Origin of the sequence: Teichococcus globiformis, from assembly GCF_042646265.1 — a bacterium.
GTDB classification, from domain to species: Bacteria; Pseudomonadota; Alphaproteobacteria; order Acetobacterales; family Acetobacteraceae; genus Pseudoroseomonas; species Pseudoroseomonas globiformis.
This window is the reverse complement of the sequence record NZ_JBHRTN010000029.1, coordinates 22370-38675: the sequence shown is the minus strand read 5'-3', so window position 1 is coordinate 38675 and position 16306 is coordinate 22370. Positions and strand designations below refer to the sequence as shown.

Here is a 16306-nt window from a genome sequence, read left to right as displayed (position 1 = left end):
TCCCCAGGCGGTCGGCTCAGATGCGGTAGCGATCGGCCATGGTCACCAGGGTCTGGGCCTGCTGCGACAGATTGGCGGCAGCGCTGTCGAGCTGACGCGTGCCCACCGCCGTCTGCTGGCTGGCTTGGCGAATGTTCTGCAGCGCACCCATGACCTGCTCAATGCCGAGCTGCTGCTGATTGGTGCTGGCCACGATCTGCTGAAAGGTCTGCACGCTTTCCTGGATCCTTGCCGTGATCTCGGTGATGGCCTCGTGCGTGGTGCCGGTGCGCTCGCGTCCGGCGGCAACGCGCTTCACCGCCTCCTCCGTCAGCATCACCGAGGAATTGATGCCGCGCTGAATGTCGCCCAGGATGGAGCGCACCTGGCCGGTCGCGTCCTTGGCCTGATCGGCCAGCGTCTTCATCTCGCTGGCCACCACGGCGAAGGAGCGGCCCTGTTCGCCCGCAGCCGCCGCCTCAATGGCGGCGTTCAGCGCCAGGAGATGGCTACGCTCGGAGATGTCGTTGACGCTGGTGATGATCTCGCCGATCGCCTGGGTCTTCTCCGAAAGGGCGACGATGTTGGCAGCCACGGCCTCGCCCTGCTCGCGGATCGAATCCATCGACTTCACCGTCTCGTCCACCGCCCGCAACCCGGCCGTTGAAGTTTGCGCAGTGGCCTGGGCGGAAGCGATCACCTCCTGCGCCCGCTTGCCGATCTGGGAGCCGGAATGCGTGATCTCGTCCACTGTCGCGGCGGTTTCCTGCACGGCGGCCAGCTGCTCCTCCACGCTCGCCGCCTGTTCCTGCGTGCTGGCGCGGATCTCGGCCACGGCCGCGTGCAGGTTCTCCGTTGCCTCCCGGCTTTGCCGCGCCAACGCACGCAGCCCGTCCACCATGGCATTCAGGGTCTGGCCCAGCCGTCCCAGCTCATCTGCCCCCGTAGCGGCCGGCGGCCCTGAAAGGTCGCCCCGGCCGACCCGCTCGACGAACTCCATGAAGGCTCCCAACGGGCTGGTGATCGAGCGGCGGATAACCAGGCTGATGATGATGCCGAGCAGCACGGCGCCGGCGAGCACGGCCAGCACAGAAAGCCGGCTGTCCTCATACACCTCCTGTCCGCGCTGCTGCCCGGCCGCCACCAGGCTGTTCAGCCCTTCCTCCAGGGACTGGCCAAGCTGGGCGAACTGTGTTCGCGTGGCCACAAGACCTTCGCCCGCGGTGATCGCGGCGCCGAGGTCGCCGGCCCGGATGGCACGGAATTGGGATTCCGATTGCTCGCGGATGCGCTGCATTTCAGCCGCAACCTGCCCGGCAAGCGTTCCCATGCGCTGCCAGGAAGCGCGGCGTTCGGCGGAAGGCGCTGTGGCGGCGTTCTGGCTGGTGCTCATCTGCATTTCTCGCACCAGGGTATCGGCGCGCGCCGCCTGAGCCGCCCAGGATGCAGCCAGATCGTCGGAGCCGGTTTCGCGACCGAGATTCCGCAGCAGAAAGCGCGACAGGGTCCGGCTGCGACTGTCCTGCATGGACGTTTCCGCCTCGCGCAGTGCCATCAACTGGCGCAGTGCGGCCATGTCGCGGGTGACAATCATGTCGGTCGCCGCCGTGACCACGCTGATCTGATTGAGGCTGTACACACCCAGCCCCACCAGCAGCAGGGTGATACAGGCGAACCCGAGGAGAATGCGATTGGCGATGGTCAAGACATCATGCTCCGGTGGGCTGATCGGACGGCAGGAACGGCTGCAGCAGGCGGGAAATGTCGACCAGTCCCAGGCTTTGGGGCGGCTGGTCAGGTAAGTTCGCGTGCCAGGTGGCGTGGCCTTCCAGAGGATCAGCCGGAGGCGCCGCCTCGCCCGGTGTCACGGGCTGCACTTCGACCAGCCCCAACACGCGGCCTGCCCGCAAGGCGAAGCGCGGCGCTGTGTGGCGCAGAAGCAGAACATGCCCGCCACCGGTCACGGCTTCCGCACGCCCCAGCGCCAAAGCGAGGTCGATCAACAGGTATCCTTGGCCGCCCGCCGCGAACAGCCCTGCCAGGGCCGGTGGCGCCCCGGGCAGCGCCGCGTGCGGACCGTCTGGCACCACCCGCGCAACAAAGGCGGGCGATAGGCCGCAAAGCTCGGAGCCCAGATCGCAGAGCAGGGTAGGCCGGGAGGCCACCGTCGACACCGCGCCCCGCTGCGCAAGGCGGCGCGTGCGCTCCTCCAGGATGTGCTGTGCCCTTTCCGCACTCACGCGGCGGGCGGAAGCGGAAGGCATCAACCCGGCCCCTCAAGCTGCAGCCGCACTCCGGCGCGCAATTGCCGCGCGGTCATGCCATCCCCCTCCTCCACCGGCATCCCCCCCGGCAGGGCCATGGCGATGCGGGCTGCCGCGGCCAGGGCACGCCTGCCGCCAGTGCGCCGCCCTTCGTCTAGCAGCAGCAGGCCAAGCTGGTAATGGGCCATGGCAAAGTCACCGCGCAGATACAAGGCCCGGCGAAAGGCGGCCTCGGCCTCGCGCGATCGGCCCTGTGCCCGCTGCACCAGACCGTCCATGTAATGCAGGGCTGCATCTTCCGGCCTGGCGACGAGCCCCGCCCGACAAGCCTCGGCAGCGGCGGCGAGGTCGTCGCGGTCGGCTGCGGCACGGGCCGTTGCGAGCCACTGAGCGGGCCGTTGCGGCACTTCGCGAGCCGTCGGCTCCGGCTTGCGGGCTGGAACTTTCGCCGCGAGGCGGCGCGGTGCATCGGCGCGGGCGGGTGGCTCCGTCGATGGAAGCGGCGGCGCAGCTGGAGCCTGCGCCGGGCCTGAGCCTGTTCCTGCTCGGCGGTAGGCGATGGTGCCGGGCAGTTCCACAACCTCCAGGAAGCTGGCGAATGCCGGATTCGGCTCGGCATGGCCTAGCAGCAGCCATCCGCCATCCCGGAGCCTTCCCGCCAGGGCCCGCACCACCCTCTCCACCACCTCAGGATGAAAGTAGATCAGCACGTTGCGGCAAAGGATGAGGTCAAAATCGTTGAGTTCCAGCGGAGTGTCATCCTCCAGCAGGCTCAGCAGGTTGTGCCGCCGAAATCGCACCAGGGCGCGGTGTTGGGGCCGCAAGGCCCAGCGGCGGCCCGCATCCACCGCCAAGAAGTCGCGCTCCAGCGCGTCGGCCGGGTGGCCGCGCAAGGTCCACCGGCTGAAGACTGCCTGCCGCGCCTGCCGCAAGGCGGCCTCGTTGAGGTCGGTCCCGAGCAGGAAGACACGCCAGTCCGGCAAGGTTTCGGACAACAGGTCCCCCAGCAGGATCGCCAAGGAATAGGGTTCAGCGCCGTTGGCGCAGCCGGCACTCCAAACGCGCAGCTGCCGTGTTTCGCCCCTGCGCTTCAGGAGGTCGGGCAGGATCGTCCTGCGGAGTGCAGCGAATTGCTCCGCGTAGCGAAAGAAGAAGGTCTCGCCGATGGTGATCTCGGCTTCCAACGCTTCCCACTCGGCCTCGCCTTGCACGGCATCTTCCAGTCTCCGCAGATAGGCGCCACTGCCCGCTAGGCCGGTCTCATGGAACCGCCGCTTGAGACGATCCCAAAGCAGCGCATCCTTGTCCTCGTAGTAGAAGTGTCCGGTGCGACCGATGATGTGGCGTTTCAGCCGCAGGAAATCGGCATCCGGCACGAAGGTGACGGCGGGACGCTGCCCTGGACCAGCCATCAGGCCGGCTCCGCCCACCCGGCCAAGCGTGTCTGCGCCATTTCCTGCAACGAATGGACGGCCGCAGCCTCCTGCGCCAGCAGAATGCGATCCGGAGCCAGAAGATGGGCGAAGCCGTCCTGAAGCGGCAGTTCTGCCGCGGCGCACCCATTCAGCGACAGGGCTTCGGGTAACGGGCGGAGTTGCACGGTGGGAACCCGCACCAGATCAAACACCCGGTCAACCAGCAGGCCCAGCAAGGGCGTCTTCAACAGGACCACATGTCGGTAGAGCGCGGCCTCCGCCTCCGCCGTCTCCGTCAAACCGAACAGCCGGGCAAGATCCAGAACCGGCACGGCCGCCCCCCCCAGGTTCAGGAATCCCGCCATCGAGCGAGGCAAGGCCGGTGGCCGGAACAGACGCGGAAGCGGCAGGACCTCCCGCACGGCGATGTGCGGCAGCGCCACGTGACGCTGTCCCAGACGCAACAACAGATAGGTATCGGCCGGATCCAAGGGCAGCTCGCCTCCCGCCTGTTCTGGTAACACCCCTCGGCACAGGCAGCCAGAGCATGGCAACACCTCGACGCGGACGCTGCCGCCGGACAGGATGGCACAATCGCAGAGGAGCTTCCCTGATCATGGCCACCGACTTCCAAGCCGCAGCCAATGCCTTGTTGCGAGCCCGTCGAACGCGGGTGCCGTTGGACGCCTTGCCTGCCGCTGCACGGCCGACAAGCATCGACGACGTTCAAGCCATCCAGGAACTGGTCGCGGCGGAGCTGGGCCCGATCGTGGCCTGGAAGGTCGGCGCCGCCACCCCATCCGCAGAGCCAGGTGGGGCACCGATCCATGCGGCCACGCTGCGGCATGGCAGCGAGCCTTTCCGGGCCACAGATTTCAACCTGATCGGCGTGGAGGGCGAGATCGGCTTCACTCTGGGCTCGGACCTTCCATCGCGGGATACGCCCTATACTCGCGAGGAGATCCTGGAGGCCCTTGCCACCATGCACCCGATGATCGAGCTGGTGGACAGCCGGTTCAGAGCCATTGGCTCCGACAAGCTGAGCCACGCCGCCGACCAGGGCAGCCACGGGGCGCTGGTGGTTGGCCCGGCTCTGGCCGATTGGCGGCACATCGATCCCATTGCCATGCCGGTCCGGCTGACGCTGAATGGGAAGGTGGCTCTGGAGAAGATCGGCGGCAACAGCGCGGGCGAACCGATCCGGCTGATCCAGTGGCTCGCCAATACGGGATCCCGGCCCTATGGCGGCCTCAAGGCAGGGATGGTGATCACCACGGGAAGCTGCACCGGCATGCCCATGGTGGAGCCCGGCGTCCGGGTCCGCGTGGAGTTCGAGGGCGTGGGCGCGGTGGAAACCGCCGTACTCTGAAACAGAAAGGGCGTCGGATCGACCGACGCCCTTGTTGTTCAGGCCAGGAAGGAGCGCAGCGACCGGCCGCGCTTCGAGACTTGCAGCTTCTTGAGAGCCTTGGCCTCGATCTGCCGGATGCGCTCGCGGGTCACGTTAAAGGTCTTGCCGACCTCCTCCAGCGTGTGGTCGCTCTCGCCGCCGATGCCGAAACGCATACGCAGGATCCGCTCCTCGCGCGGGGTCAGGTCGGACAGGATGCGCATGGTGGCGTCCCGCATCGAGGAGCGCGCCGCCGCCTCAAAGGGAATGACCGCATTCTCGTCCTCGATGAAGTCGCCAAGACGGCCATCATCATCCTCGCCCACCGGGTTCTCCAGCGACACCGGCTCACGCGCGAGGCGCTGCACAGCGCGAACCTTGTCGACCGACATGCCCAACTCTCCGGCAAGCTCTTCGGGCGTAGGCTCACGCCCAGCCTTCTGGGCGAAGCGACGGCTCATGCGGGCCACCTTGCCGACCGTTTCGGTCATATGCACCGGCACGCGAATGGTGCGCGCTTGGTCGGCAAGCGAGCGGGTGATGGCCTGCCGCACCCACCACGTAGCGTAGGTGGCGAATTTGAAGCCGCGCCGCCAGTCGAACTTGTCGACCGCCCGCATCAGGCCGATGTTTCCTTCCTGGATCAGGTCGCCGAACATAAGGCCACGGTTGCGGTAGCGCTTGGCAATGTGCACCACGAGGCGGAGGTTGGCGCGGGTCAGCTCCTCCTTCGCCTTGCGCATATCGCGCTCGCCTTGGCCAACTTCGGCACAGACACGGCGAAGCTCAGCGGCGGGAAGCCCGGATTCCTGCTCGAGCGCAGTGATCGCCGCGCGGATCTGCGGCAGACCCGAGCGCAGATCCGCCAGCGTCGCCTCGCGGCGCGCTGAGCTGGTTTTCACTGCAGCAGCCGCTGTGAGCAGCGCCTCCAGGCCGGCCTGGCTGCCGTCCCACAAGCTCAGCACCACTTCGCGATCCATGCGCGCGGCCGTTGCCAGTCGCAGCGCACGCCCATCGAGGCCCAGCAACCGCCGATTAACCTCCCGCATCTGGCCAACCAGCAGGTCCAGCCGAGCGGGGCGCAACCGCAGCGCACCGAACAGGACCACCATCGCCTCACGGTGCGCCTGTGCCTCCTCGGAGCCCGGCCGCATGGAACGCAGAGCGTCATGCGCCTCGATGGCGGCGGTGAAGGCTGCCAGTACCTCGGGCTTCATCTTCTCGTCGAGGGTGGTGTGCGGCGTCGCCTCGCCTTCCTCTTCCACCTCGGTCTCGGTGGCCGCGGCCGGACTTGCGGCGTCGGCGGCCATCGCCTCCAACTCGACCACATCGCGCAGCGGCATCTGGCTGTGCTCCAGAGCCTCCTTCCAGGACCGCAGATGCGCGAAGCTCAGGGGGCTCTCGCAGAGCCCGGCCAACATGGCGTCGCGCCCTGCCTCAATCCGCTGCGCCAAGGCGATTTCCTGGTCGCGGGACAGCAGGTCGGTGCCGCTCATCTCACGCAGGAACATCCGCACCGGGTCGTCGGAACGGGCCATCGCGGCCTCATTCACATTGCCGGATTCGTCGTTCTGTTCCTCGCGAACTTCCTCGACCTCGTCCTCCGTTTCCGGAGCAGCTTCGGTGGAAGCGCTGGCAGGACGGCCATCTTCTTCCTGGTCGGGGTCGGCGAAGCCCTCGGCATATTCCGGGCGCCAGTCGGGGTCGGTGGAAAGGTCCTGGTCCCGCTCGCCTTCGGCGCCCTCACGGCGCATGCCACCAAAGCCGGCCCGAGCCTTCAGCGCCGCAGCACCGTCTTGCTCGCCCTGATCCGCACCGCCGTAGCCAAACATCCCGTCCATGCTATTCACCCGTGCTTCTTTCGTCTTTTGGGGAGGCCACCGGCCCCCGACCCCCGCCGTCTCTGCCCTTGGCGCACACGGCCCGACCGCCTTGCAGAAAAAGGCGGCGGGACAGGCTCGGACAGGGATTGGTTGCCACCCTTCCGTGGCAAGGCGATTACTTAGGTAGCCCGAGCGGGCAGAAACACCCCTCGGTGCGCGGCATCCTCAATCCGGACCTTTCGTCAGGGAGGGACGCCATATGCCAGAACCCGTCGGCGCATTGCATCATCGAAGATGGCCAGGCAGGTGAAATTCCGTAAACGAACGGTCATCACCACTCCTCCCGACCTTCCCGGCCGTGCCAAACGCGGATGATCACGACGGATGCGTCCTCTTCCAGCCTGTAGCGCAGCACATAGGCGTTGCTGGCAAACGGAATGAACAATTCGCGTCGCCCGGTCCCGTCGGCCATGGGTCTGCCGAGCCCTTCGCTGGCCGCCAGCCGGTCCGCCGCCCGGGCGATGGCCTTCGCCGCCCGCATTGCTGCCTGAGGATTTTTTTCCTGCAGGAAGGCCAACAGGCGCGCCAAGTCGCCCAAGGCCTCCGGCAGCCATGTCAGCCGCGCCATGGATCAGGGCCGGCCTCACTCGGGGCGCGGCTGAGTGGGGCCGGTGGGCCCGAAGCTTTCAAGCCAGTCACGCACCGCCTCGTGCGGAATGGCCTGTCCGGTCAGCCGGTACCTCTCCCAGCGATCCAGATCCTCGCGCTTCTCCTGCTCATAGCTTTCCTCGCGCTCCAGGAACTCGAGCACCGCCTTCTTCATGAGCCAGTGAGGGGAACGGTCACGCAGCTGGCCCAGGGCCTGCAGGCGGCGACGGGTTTCCTCATCCAGTTTCAAGGCAAGGCTGCTCGACATGCCAGCTCCATGGTCGCACCGGGTGCTACCTTTCTATACTTCGCGGCACCGTCACAGCAATGAAATCGAAAGGGATCAGCCCCGACGTTCCAGCAAGGGTCAGACCTCGCCTTCCTTTCCGGGCATGAGGCTGGGCAGCTTGTCGGCGACTTCCTGCACAAGCGCGTCAGGAAGGGCCGTTGCAAAACGGAAGACCCACTGCCCGCCATTGCGCGTCAGCGTGCCGATGCGTTGCCCTTGATGGACAATATGCCGCCGCTCCGGCTGCGCCGCCTTGCCCAGGCCACCTCCCCTGCCCTCGGCAGTCCGCATCAGGAGACTGATCTGGTCATCCGGGTCAATGGCCTTGACGTCACCACGGGCTGCCGCCAGTTGCGCATCCAACGCCGCCACGATCCGCGGCAGAACGGCCGCATCCGCCTCCACGGCTTCCATGACGCGTCTGGCCCGGAGCATGGCCAGACGTCCCGGCATCCGCAACCGCTGCGTAATCTGCGAAGGGAAGCGCGCCAGCCGCAGGTAGAGGCTGAAGGTGGATGGATCGAGCCCGAACTGGCGGGCCAGTTCCTGCCCCTGCAACTGCAGCCGCGCCTGCACTTCGGCGAACCACCGTGCGCGCTCCAGGGCGGAGATGTCTTCCCGCCGCTCGTTCTCAGAGAACTGGATCCGAAGCATCGCCGCGTCGTCCAGATCACGCCGCCGGGCCAGCACTTCAATGCCGAGGCGTCGGCAGGCTTCCAGCCGGCGCCGGCCCGCCGCGATCTCGAAGCGGCCGTCCGCGCGAGCCCGCACCGTGACGGCATCGTTCTGGCCGTTGGCCCGAATGTCATCGAGAAGCGCCTGGAACTCAGGCCCATCGAAGGCACCGGGGAGACGATCACGCGGCAAGGTGTCGTCAACCATCCCTGCATCGAGAAACAGGAATTCGTCAGCTTCCGCACCAGCGCCGCTGATTTTCGCGCGTAGCCGCTCGATCTCGGTTCTCTGCTGCGCCCTTGCGGCGCCCGCTTCAGCCAGTTCCGCCTCCAGGCGCTCCATTCGCTCCCGAAGTCCTTCAGTGGCCTTGCTCAGGGCGACTGACGGTCGATGCTGGGTTCCGGCACCGTTCGCCTCACGGGTCGCCGTCTCCGCCTGCTGCCGCACAGCCTGAGCCAAATGGTCGAACCGGGAGCGCACAGACTTCATGAGGATTTCCTCTTTCGATGAGTGGTACGACTGCCCGCCTGCCTGATCAAGGCTTCGATCTGACCGTTCACTTCGTTTACGCTGGCGATGACGCGGCCATAGGCCGCCCGATCCGTGGTTGGTTCATACTCGTAGAGCGTCTCCTTGCCGAAGCCGGCGGTTCCCACAATCCGCGAGTGGAGAAAGGCACCATTCAGCACGGTGTCTCCAAACTGCTCACGCAGCAGTGCCGCCAGCGCCTCCTGACTGCGATCGCCTGGATCGTAGTCCGTCAACAGGATCCGGCTGAAACCAAGCGAAAGCTCTCGTCCGAAGGCATCGCGGAAAGCCGCTATGTAGTCGGAAAGGTGCGCGAAGAAGGCGCCAGTCGAGGCAAGATCGGTCATGGTGGCGCGCATGGGAACGATGATGCCGCTGGCTGCATGAAGCGCAGCAGTCATCAGCATGTTCACATCGGGCCGAGTATCAACAACCACGACATCGTAGTTTCTCGGCACCGCGGCCAGAAATGCAGCAAGCTCATCGAAGTAGAAAGGCTCTTGACCGCCCCCCGCTGCTGCCCTCTCGGACAGTCGGTCCTCGGCCTCTGCGAGGGCGGTACTGGCGGGAACAAGATCAATGCTCGGCCAGTAGGTAGGTCGGCAGAGAGCGGCGGCGTCCACCCTTTCCGCCTCCGGGCTATCTAGCCACGCCGTGAAGCACTCTTTCCGGCCAACTTCCTCCACAGGATCCAGACCGAACTGAGCTGTAGCGCTGCCCTGACTATCAAGGTCGATGAAAAGAACCCGATAGCCGGAAAGAGCCAGGTACTGCGCGAAATGCACACTGCTCGTCGTTTTGGCCGAGCCGCCTTTGAAGTTGGTGAAGGTGATGCAAGGAGCAGTAGAAGCGGCTTTCCCTACGCTCCGTGAAGAGACGGGGTTCGCCCGTGCGAGCCGCTCGCGACAGATCCGAAGGTCCTCAAAGCTCAGCCTTGCCCGCGGTGATGTGGCGCCCTCGGGATAAAGGGCACGCAATTCGCGCGGCGTCACGCCGAGCCAAGCTGCCGCTTCCCTGGATGGAAAGGTCCGCAGGCGCTTCCGCTTCTCGGGGGCATTCTCAGCCTCGATGGCGCTCCGCTGCGCCGCGCCAAGGAAGTCAGCAATCCGACGAAAGCCTTCCGCCTGCTTCATAGGGAACCTTGATCCTGGACTTGAGCCACCCTCATACCCGCGCCATCATACATCGCAAAGCGGTGATCAGACTTGGATGCATCCAACTGACACATCGATACAGCACGGACTTGGATGCATCCAAGTCCCTAGGGCTAGGGCAGAGCCATGAGTCAAGCGGTGGAAGTGGAGAAGGTCAAGGTCCGCATCAGGGCATTGCTTGCCAAGACTATCTCCAATGGCTGCACAGAGGCGGAAGCGCTTGCTGCTGCAGATATGGTGGGGCGGTTGATGAGCCTCTACACCCTATCCATGGACGAGGTCCTGCTCCGCGAAGCTTCCTGCGTCCAAAAAAGCGTAGCCTTTGGCGGTATTCGCCGACGCCCGATCGATGGCTGCGTACCGTCTCTGGCGCGGTTCTGTGACTGCAAGGTTTGGATCACTCGCGAAAACGGCCTCGGCCAGTACATCTTTTTCGGGCATGAGACGGATGTCGCGATGGCCCTCTACCTCTACGCGGTCATTGCCCGGGGCATGGCCCACGAAGCTCGGCTGTTCAAGGAAGCGCTTGCGGTGAAGGCGCCGGTATTGCGCCGCCAACGCCTGCGGGCCTACCAGTGCGGCATAGCGAACCGCATTTCCGATCGTCTGGAAGACATGCTTCGCCTCCGACAAAATGACATTTCTGCTGCGCGGTCAGATGGCGGCGCGTTGGTGATCATGAAGCAGGATCTGGTGGAAGCAGCCTTTCGTGATATCTCAATCCGCTTGGTCGCCGGCCGGACGCGGCAGGTGCATAGCGATTCCTCGTTTCGCCAAGGCTACAATGCTGGCGACAGGATCAATCTGAACCGCCCCCTGAGGGAGGAGGCGCCCTCCCGACTGCGCTAGCATGCGTGACGTCCAACGCAGCAAGCTCTACGCTTGGGAAGAACGCGAGGTGGCTCCGCGTGACGGGACCGTGCTCCTGTTCCCGCAGATCAAGCCCATGGTCGATGCATTATGGCTAGACCTCGGGTTGTTGTTTCCTCCGATCGTCGAGCCGATGCCCCGCCAGGCACGTCGCCGCATCGCTGATGCTACCCGGCTGTGCCTTCGTGTTCCCGAACGGCTGCCCTCCTGGGTTCTGCTTCATGAGTTGGCCCATGTTCTCAGCAGCACAGCGGATGGAGAACATGATGGGCATGGCCCGGTATTTGTTGGACTGTATCTGCAGCTGCTTGTCCGCTATCTCCGCCTGCCTGAGGCCGAGCTGCTGTGTTCGCTGGACCGGTGTGGCATTGAGTTCGACGTGGATGCCCGACCAGTGATGCTCGACCCGCCGGCGACTGGGCAGGGGAGGGATCCCTCGGCTTGACGCGGCCCAATGCGGGCCGGATGATCTGGGGGACAACATGGCCCTGTTGGAGTTTTGCCGATGCCGCATGACGGTCACGAACATCACGACCTTCCTGGCCAGCCGCCAGAGGATGGCTGGAAGCATAGCGGCGTGCGCGTCATCCCCGCGGGAAGCTTCGATACAGGCACGGCTCAGACACAAGGCATGAACCGCGCCGCGGCCATTAACATGGCGCGGGTGGGCGCCCAGAAGATCTGGGCCGGAACGGTGCATATCCACGCTAATGCCAAGACAGGCGCCCATCATCATGGCGCCTTGGAAAGCGTGATCTACGTGATCAAGGGGAAGGCCCGTATGCGATGGGGCGAGAAACTTGAATTCACGGCGGAGGCCGGTCCAGGCGACTTCATCTATGTCCCCCCCTACGTTCCTCATCAGGAAATCAATGCGTCTTCAGACGAGACGCTGGAATGCGTGCTGGTCCGAAGCGACAACGAGGCCGTGGTGGTCAACCTCGACATCGAGCCCGTCGAGAAGCCCGAGGATGTCGCCTGGATCGACCCGATCCACAAGGACCCCGCCGCCGGTCAGGGCTAACCGCCCTACCATTGACTCAGGGGAGCAGAGCGGCATCCATCGTGCCCCGGCGATCCAGAATGGCAAGTTGCCAATCTGCGCCGGAGCGGTCCAGCCGCAGATCCAGGCTCCCGCCACTGAACGTCAGGTTCCGTAGGATCAAATGCTGCACGGTGTCCGGCAGCATGGGCCGGCACAGCGTGACCGTTCGCGTCTCTGCATCGAAGCCAAGCCCGAGACAAGCGCCCAGCATGGCAATCGGCGTGGCGGCTGCCCAAGCCTGTGGTGAGCAAGCTACTGGATAATGCGTTGGAGCTTCCCCCTGACGGCGGCGAAAGCCACAGAAAAGCTCCGGGAGGCGGTATAACGGGTCGAATGAGGCTGCCTGAAGAAGCCCTTTGAAGATCCGAAGACCGGCTTCGGCATGACCGTAGCGTACGAGGCCCTCTGCAATCAGGGCATTGTCGTGCGGCCAGACCGAGCCATTGTGGTAGCTCATGGGATTGTATCGGCGCTGCCCTGATGCCACGGTCCGGACGCCCCAGCCGCAAAAGGAATCGGGTTCCAGGAGTTGACGAGCCAGCTGCGCGGCTCGTTCAGGCGGGACGATACCGCAATACAGCGCATGGCCAGCATTGGAGCTCCGCACCCGGCACGGCTTCTTGCGGCCATCCAGCGCAAGGGCGTAGCTCCCAAGATCCTCGTCCCAGAAGGCTGCGTCGAATGCTTGCATCAGGGCATCGGCCCTTGCGGCATAACGCTGCCCCTGAACGTTCAAGCCTAGCCGGGCGGCAATGCGTGATCCGGCCTGCCACGCCGCGAAGCCATAGGCTTGCAGCTCCACCAGCGCGATCGGGCCCTCCGCCATCTCCCCATCGGCATGGAAGATCGCATCATGGCTATCTTTCCATCCCTGGTTGATCAACCCATTGGGCGTCTTCCGCAGGTATTCGATAAAGCCGTCGCCATCCGCGTCGCCGTGATCCCGGATCCAGTCGAGAGCCGCCTCGACGTTCGGCCATAGCTCGCGCAGGGTGTCGACATCACCCGTCCGATCCAGGTAAGCGCCTGCCAGCATCACGAAGAGTGGCGTCGAATCGACGCTGCCGTAGTAGCGATGAAATGGCACCTCGCCCAGCAGCGCCATTTCGCCCTGCCGCATCTCATGCAGGATCTTGCCTGGTTCCGCATCATTCTGGGCATTCATCTCGCGTGCCTGATGAGCCGCCAGGAAGCGCAAAACACCAAGGGCGAGGGAAGGATCCAGCCAGAGCGTCTGCAACGCAGTGATCAGTGCATCCCGTCCGAAAGCCGTGCTGTACCAAGGTGTGCCGGCATAAGGATAAGGGCCCTGCGGCGTCGCCGTTGTCAGCATGCCAAGGTCGGACACAGCACGTTGGAGCACGCTGTTTAGCAGCGGGTCGGTGGTTTCTACGCTCGCACGCCTGGCCTGGTGTTCCCGCCGCGCGGCCTTGGCCTTGTGCAACATTGCGCCAAAGCCACCGCGCGGAGGGGGCGCGTCGCCTTCACCACACCCGATGGTCATGAACAGGGTGCGTCGCCCACCCGCGGGCAATGAGATCTCCTGCACCGCACGCTGCGCTTCCAGCTGACGCGGCGCCGGATCGAAGCACAACGCCGTCTGCCGCCGCAATCCGTCGAGCCCGGTGTAGGACAAGGTTACGCTGTCTGTCGTAAGACTGGCACGATGGTGTTCGCCATGCGCCGGTCGGCGATGGCCACGCACCTCGAACAGATCAGCAAAATCCGCCGCGAAGTGAAGCTCAAGCCGAACGCGACAGTGACGTCCGGAAAAATTGCGAATGGCAATCCGCTCATGGCAACTGCCATTCCACAGGAAGCGCGTGCGCCGGATATGGAGCTCGCCCCGGGGCAGGGGGGCACCATCCGCCGCGTCGCTGAGCGCGGGGTTGGTCAGGTCGCAAGTCAGGGCCGAATTGTCGGCCTGCAATGCCGCGCTCAATAGCTGCGGCGTCGCGCCATTGATGCGAAGGCAAAGAAAAGAAAGATGCCGCGTGTCGCGATAATAAAGACCTTGCGCTCCCCCAGTGAGGTCACCGTCAGGGCCGAAAACGGCAAAGCTTTCATCATGCTTCAGCGTCATGGCGTGAACATCGGCCACCGCTGTATCCTCAGAGGCCGCCGGTGCAGGAGCAGCAGGCACGCTGTCCATCATGCAGAATGGGCCGCGATCACTAGGACACCGGGACGGAACAGCATCGCGAACACTCCCACTCTTCTCAGCATGCCTAGGGGCTCCCATAGGTCATCAGCAAGGGGATTCGGGTCACGGACCGGGCGCAATCAGCAACGCCATGCCAACTTCAGCGTGCTGCTTACTATGGTAACGCAACCGCAATAACCAAGCTTCCGGCACGGAGGGCGCAACTCTCTCGTTAAATCCCGAAGACAATTTAAGTTGCCTCGCGATCACGAATGCGAGATCAGTGGAGAGCAAGGGCACGGTATGGCCCGGCCCGGAACTTCTCGGCACTGATCAGGGAGAATCCCTCATGGCGGGTGGCGCAGAATGGTGGCGCGGCGCGGTTCTGTATCAGATTTACCCACGAAGCTTTTCCGACAGCAACGGAGATGGTGTGGGTGACCTGTTTGGGATCGAGACCCGGCTCGAACATATTGCCAGTCTGGGCGTCGACGGCATCTGGATCTGCCCCTTCTATGCTTCGCCTGGTGCTGACTTCGGTTACGACATCAGCAACCACGTTGCGATCGATCCGCAATTCGGCACGTTGCAGGATTTCGACCGGCTGGTGGCGTCTGCCCACCGCCTAGGCCTGCGCGTGCTTCTGGATCTTGTGGGTGGCCATACCTCGGAGGCTCATCCCTGGTTTCAGCGCAGCCGTGCCCGGCGCGACTCGATCGAGGCGGATTGGTACATCTGGGCGGATCCTCAGCCGGATGGATCGCCCCCCAACAATTGGCTGAGCGTCTTCGGTGGACCCGCCTGGCGCTGGGAGCCGCGCCGGCGGCAATACTACCTGCACCACTTCCTTTCCAGCCAGCCGAGCCTCAACCTTCTGAACCCGGCAACCCTGGACGCCGTGCTGGAGGTCGGCGAGTTCTGGCTGCGCCGCGGCATCGATGGCTTCCGCCTCGATGCCATCGATTTTCTGGCCCACGATCCCGGCCTGCGTTCAAACCCCGCGCGTGCCACCCCTGATGGCGAGATCCCGGCGAAGCTGTTCGGCCTGCAGCATCACCAGCACGACATGATGCATCCCGAAACGCTGACAATCCTGGCCCGCATCCGGGCTTTGACGGATCGTTACCCGGGCACCACCACCCTAGGCGAGGTGTCGAGCCAGGATGGAGCATTCGACCGCCTGCATCGCTACACAGCGGGGCAGGGGTTGCTGCACATGGCTTACACCTTGCAGCCGTTGCGTGGCGGGTTCGACAAGGCCACGGTGAAGGGCCTGATCGAAGCATCATCGGGCAACGGGCGGAATAGCGGCTGGCCTTGCTGGTCGTTTTCCAACCACGATGTCGAGCGCGCGGCGAGCCGCTGGAAGCCACCCGGATCGGATATTGCCGATCCACGCTTCACGCGCCTGCTGGCCCTTCTGCTTCTGTCGCTGCGCGGCAGCGTCTGTTTGTACCAGGGCGAGGAACTGGGGTTGGAACAGGCGGAGCTGGCGCTGGAGGACATCCGTGATCCATTCGGCCTGACCTACTGGCCGGAATTCCGGGGTCGCGACGGAAGCCGCACACCGATGCCGTGGGAAGCCCAGCGCCCCGCAGCAGGCTTCTCCACCGGCAAGCCCTGGCTGCCGTTGCCGGCATCACATCATGCCCTGGCAGTTGATCGACAAGAGGGTGATCCGGGCAGCCTTCTGCAGGTCTGGCGACGTGCGCTGGGACTGCGCCGTGCCTGCCCGGCCTTGATCCATGGCAGCCAGGAGGCGTTGGAGCTCCCCACACCGCTGGTCGGGCTGGTGCGTCGAGCGGAAGGACAACGCATCCTCGCCGTGTTCAATATTTCGGAAGAACCGGTGATCTTTGATGCGTTGGATCTGGGGCGGGCTGCGCTTCTGCCCGACGTCACCGGCGCAGCGCCCATGCTGCAGCGGGACGGCACTGCCGTTCTGCCACCGTTCGGCGTGATGCTGGCTCTGCTGGAGCCGACGCACAACCCCGCTCGGGGCGTGGCCGCACTGGAGATACAACGGGCCTGATCTTGCTGGGGAGCGCCCTTGCTCCCCTGGCACGGCGCGTGCTTTCTGGCC

Annotated in this window: 15 protein-coding genes; 5 read left to right on the top strand and 10 right to left on the bottom strand. The window is 64.9% G+C overall.

From position 1 onward, the window contains the following. Positions 1 to 16: 16 nt before the first annotated feature. The 4 genes from ACFOD4_RS21060 to ACFOD4_RS21045 are packed head-to-tail and all read right to left on the bottom strand — an operon-like array spanning position 17 to position 4149. Entirely contained in the window at positions 17 to 1684 is a 1668-nt protein-coding gene (locus ACFOD4_RS21060) for a methyl-accepting chemotaxis protein (protein ID WP_379599680.1), read from the bottom strand. A 4-nt stretch (positions 1685 to 1688) separates the two neighbouring features. Then, positions 1689 to 2243: a chemotaxis protein CheW gene (locus ACFOD4_RS21055; protein ID WP_379599678.1), complete on the bottom strand. Its 555-nt coding sequence runs from the start codon at positions 2241 to 2243 to the stop codon at positions 1689 to 1691. After that, positions 2243 to 3655 (bottom strand): CheR family methyltransferase, encoded by a 1413-nt coding sequence (locus tag ACFOD4_RS21050; RefSeq protein WP_379599676.1) that lies wholly within the window; start codon positions 3653 to 3655, stop codon positions 2243 to 2245. Before ACFOD4_RS21050 ends, ACFOD4_RS21055 begins: the two co-directional genes overlap by 1 nt. Beyond that, a complete protein-coding gene (locus tag ACFOD4_RS21045; RefSeq protein ID WP_379599674.1) occupies positions 3655 to 4149 on the bottom strand; it encodes a chemotaxis protein CheW in 495 nt (164 codons plus the stop codon). The genes ACFOD4_RS21050 and ACFOD4_RS21045 overlap by 1 nt, the downstream gene beginning before the upstream one ends. A 125-nt stretch (positions 4150 to 4274) precedes the next feature. Between ACFOD4_RS21045 and ACFOD4_RS21040 the strand changes: the two genes are divergently transcribed. Continuing rightward, positions 4275 to 5027, top strand: a complete 753-nt coding sequence (locus tag ACFOD4_RS21040) for a 2-keto-4-pentenoate hydratase (protein ID WP_379599672.1) — start codon at positions 4275 to 4277, stop codon at positions 5025 to 5027. A 38-nt stretch (positions 5028 to 5065) separates the two neighbouring features. On the opposite strand, the gene rpoD is transcribed toward ACFOD4_RS21040, so the two are convergent. The 5 genes from rpoD to ACFOD4_RS21015 form a co-directional block, all read right to left on the bottom strand. Next, complete coding sequence (rpoD, locus tag ACFOD4_RS21035) at positions 5066 to 6889, bottom strand: RNA polymerase sigma factor RpoD (RefSeq protein WP_379599671.1); 1824 nt, start codon at positions 6887 to 6889, stop codon at positions 5066 to 5068. A gap of 313 nt (positions 6890 to 7202) precedes the next feature. Beyond that, positions 7203 to 7499, bottom strand: coding sequence for a type II toxin-antitoxin system RelE/ParE family toxin (locus ACFOD4_RS21030; RefSeq protein WP_379599669.1), 297 nt, complete (start codon positions 7497 to 7499; stop codon positions 7203 to 7205). A gap of 15 nt (positions 7500 to 7514) precedes the next feature. Beyond that, positions 7515 to 7787 carry a CopG family ribbon-helix-helix protein gene (locus ACFOD4_RS21025; RefSeq protein ID WP_379599667.1) on the bottom strand — a complete coding sequence of 91 codons (273 nt, stop codon included), beginning with the start codon at positions 7785 to 7787 and terminating at the stop codon, positions 7515 to 7517. A 99-nt stretch (positions 7788 to 7886) separates the two neighbouring features. Next, complete coding sequence (locus ACFOD4_RS21020; RefSeq protein ID WP_379599665.1) at positions 7887 to 8972, bottom strand: ParB/RepB/Spo0J family partition protein; 1086 nt, start codon at positions 8970 to 8972, stop codon at positions 7887 to 7889. Next, on the bottom strand, positions 8969 to 10144 hold the full coding sequence (locus ACFOD4_RS21015) for an AAA family ATPase (protein ID WP_379599664.1): 1176 nt from the start codon (positions 10142 to 10144) through the stop codon (positions 8969 to 8971). The genes ACFOD4_RS21020 and ACFOD4_RS21015 overlap by 4 nt, the downstream gene beginning before the upstream one ends. 147 nt (positions 10145 to 10291) lie before the next feature. Here ACFOD4_RS21015 and ACFOD4_RS21010 point away from each other — a divergent pair, with 147 nt between their 5' ends. Genes ACFOD4_RS21010 through ACFOD4_RS21000 form a run of 3 tightly spaced genes read left to right on the top strand, consistent with a single transcriptional unit; the run spans position 10292 to position 12059 of the window. After that, the gene (locus ACFOD4_RS21010) at positions 10292 to 11014 is read left to right on the top strand and encodes a DUF2786 domain-containing protein (RefSeq protein ID WP_379599662.1); all 723 of its coding nucleotides are present in this window, start codon (positions 10292 to 10294) and stop codon (positions 11012 to 11014) included. Position 11015: 1 nt separating this feature from the next. Further along, positions 11016 to 11480 carry a hypothetical protein gene (locus tag ACFOD4_RS21005; protein WP_379599660.1) on the top strand — a complete coding sequence of 155 codons (465 nt, stop codon included), beginning with the start codon at positions 11016 to 11018 and terminating at the stop codon, positions 11478 to 11480. 60 nt (positions 11481 to 11540) lie between these two features. Then, entirely contained in the window at positions 11541 to 12059 is a 519-nt protein-coding gene (locus ACFOD4_RS21000; protein ID WP_379599659.1) for a cupin domain-containing protein, read from the top strand. 16 nt (positions 12060 to 12075) lie between these two features. Here the strand turns inward: ACFOD4_RS21000 and ACFOD4_RS20995 are convergent, their stop codons facing one another. Then, positions 12076 to 14181 carry an amylo-alpha-1,6-glucosidase gene (locus ACFOD4_RS20995; RefSeq protein ID WP_379599657.1) on the bottom strand — a complete coding sequence of 702 codons (2106 nt, stop codon included), beginning with the start codon at positions 14179 to 14181 and terminating at the stop codon, positions 12076 to 12078. Positions 14182 to 14572: 391 nt separating this feature from the next. On the opposite strand from ACFOD4_RS20995, the gene ACFOD4_RS20990 reads away from it, so the two are divergent. Next, a complete protein-coding gene (locus ACFOD4_RS20990) occupies positions 14573 to 16255 on the top strand; it encodes an alpha-amylase family glycosyl hydrolase (protein WP_379599655.1) in 1683 nt (560 codons plus the stop codon). The last annotated feature ends 51 nt before the right edge of the window (positions 16256 to 16306 follow it).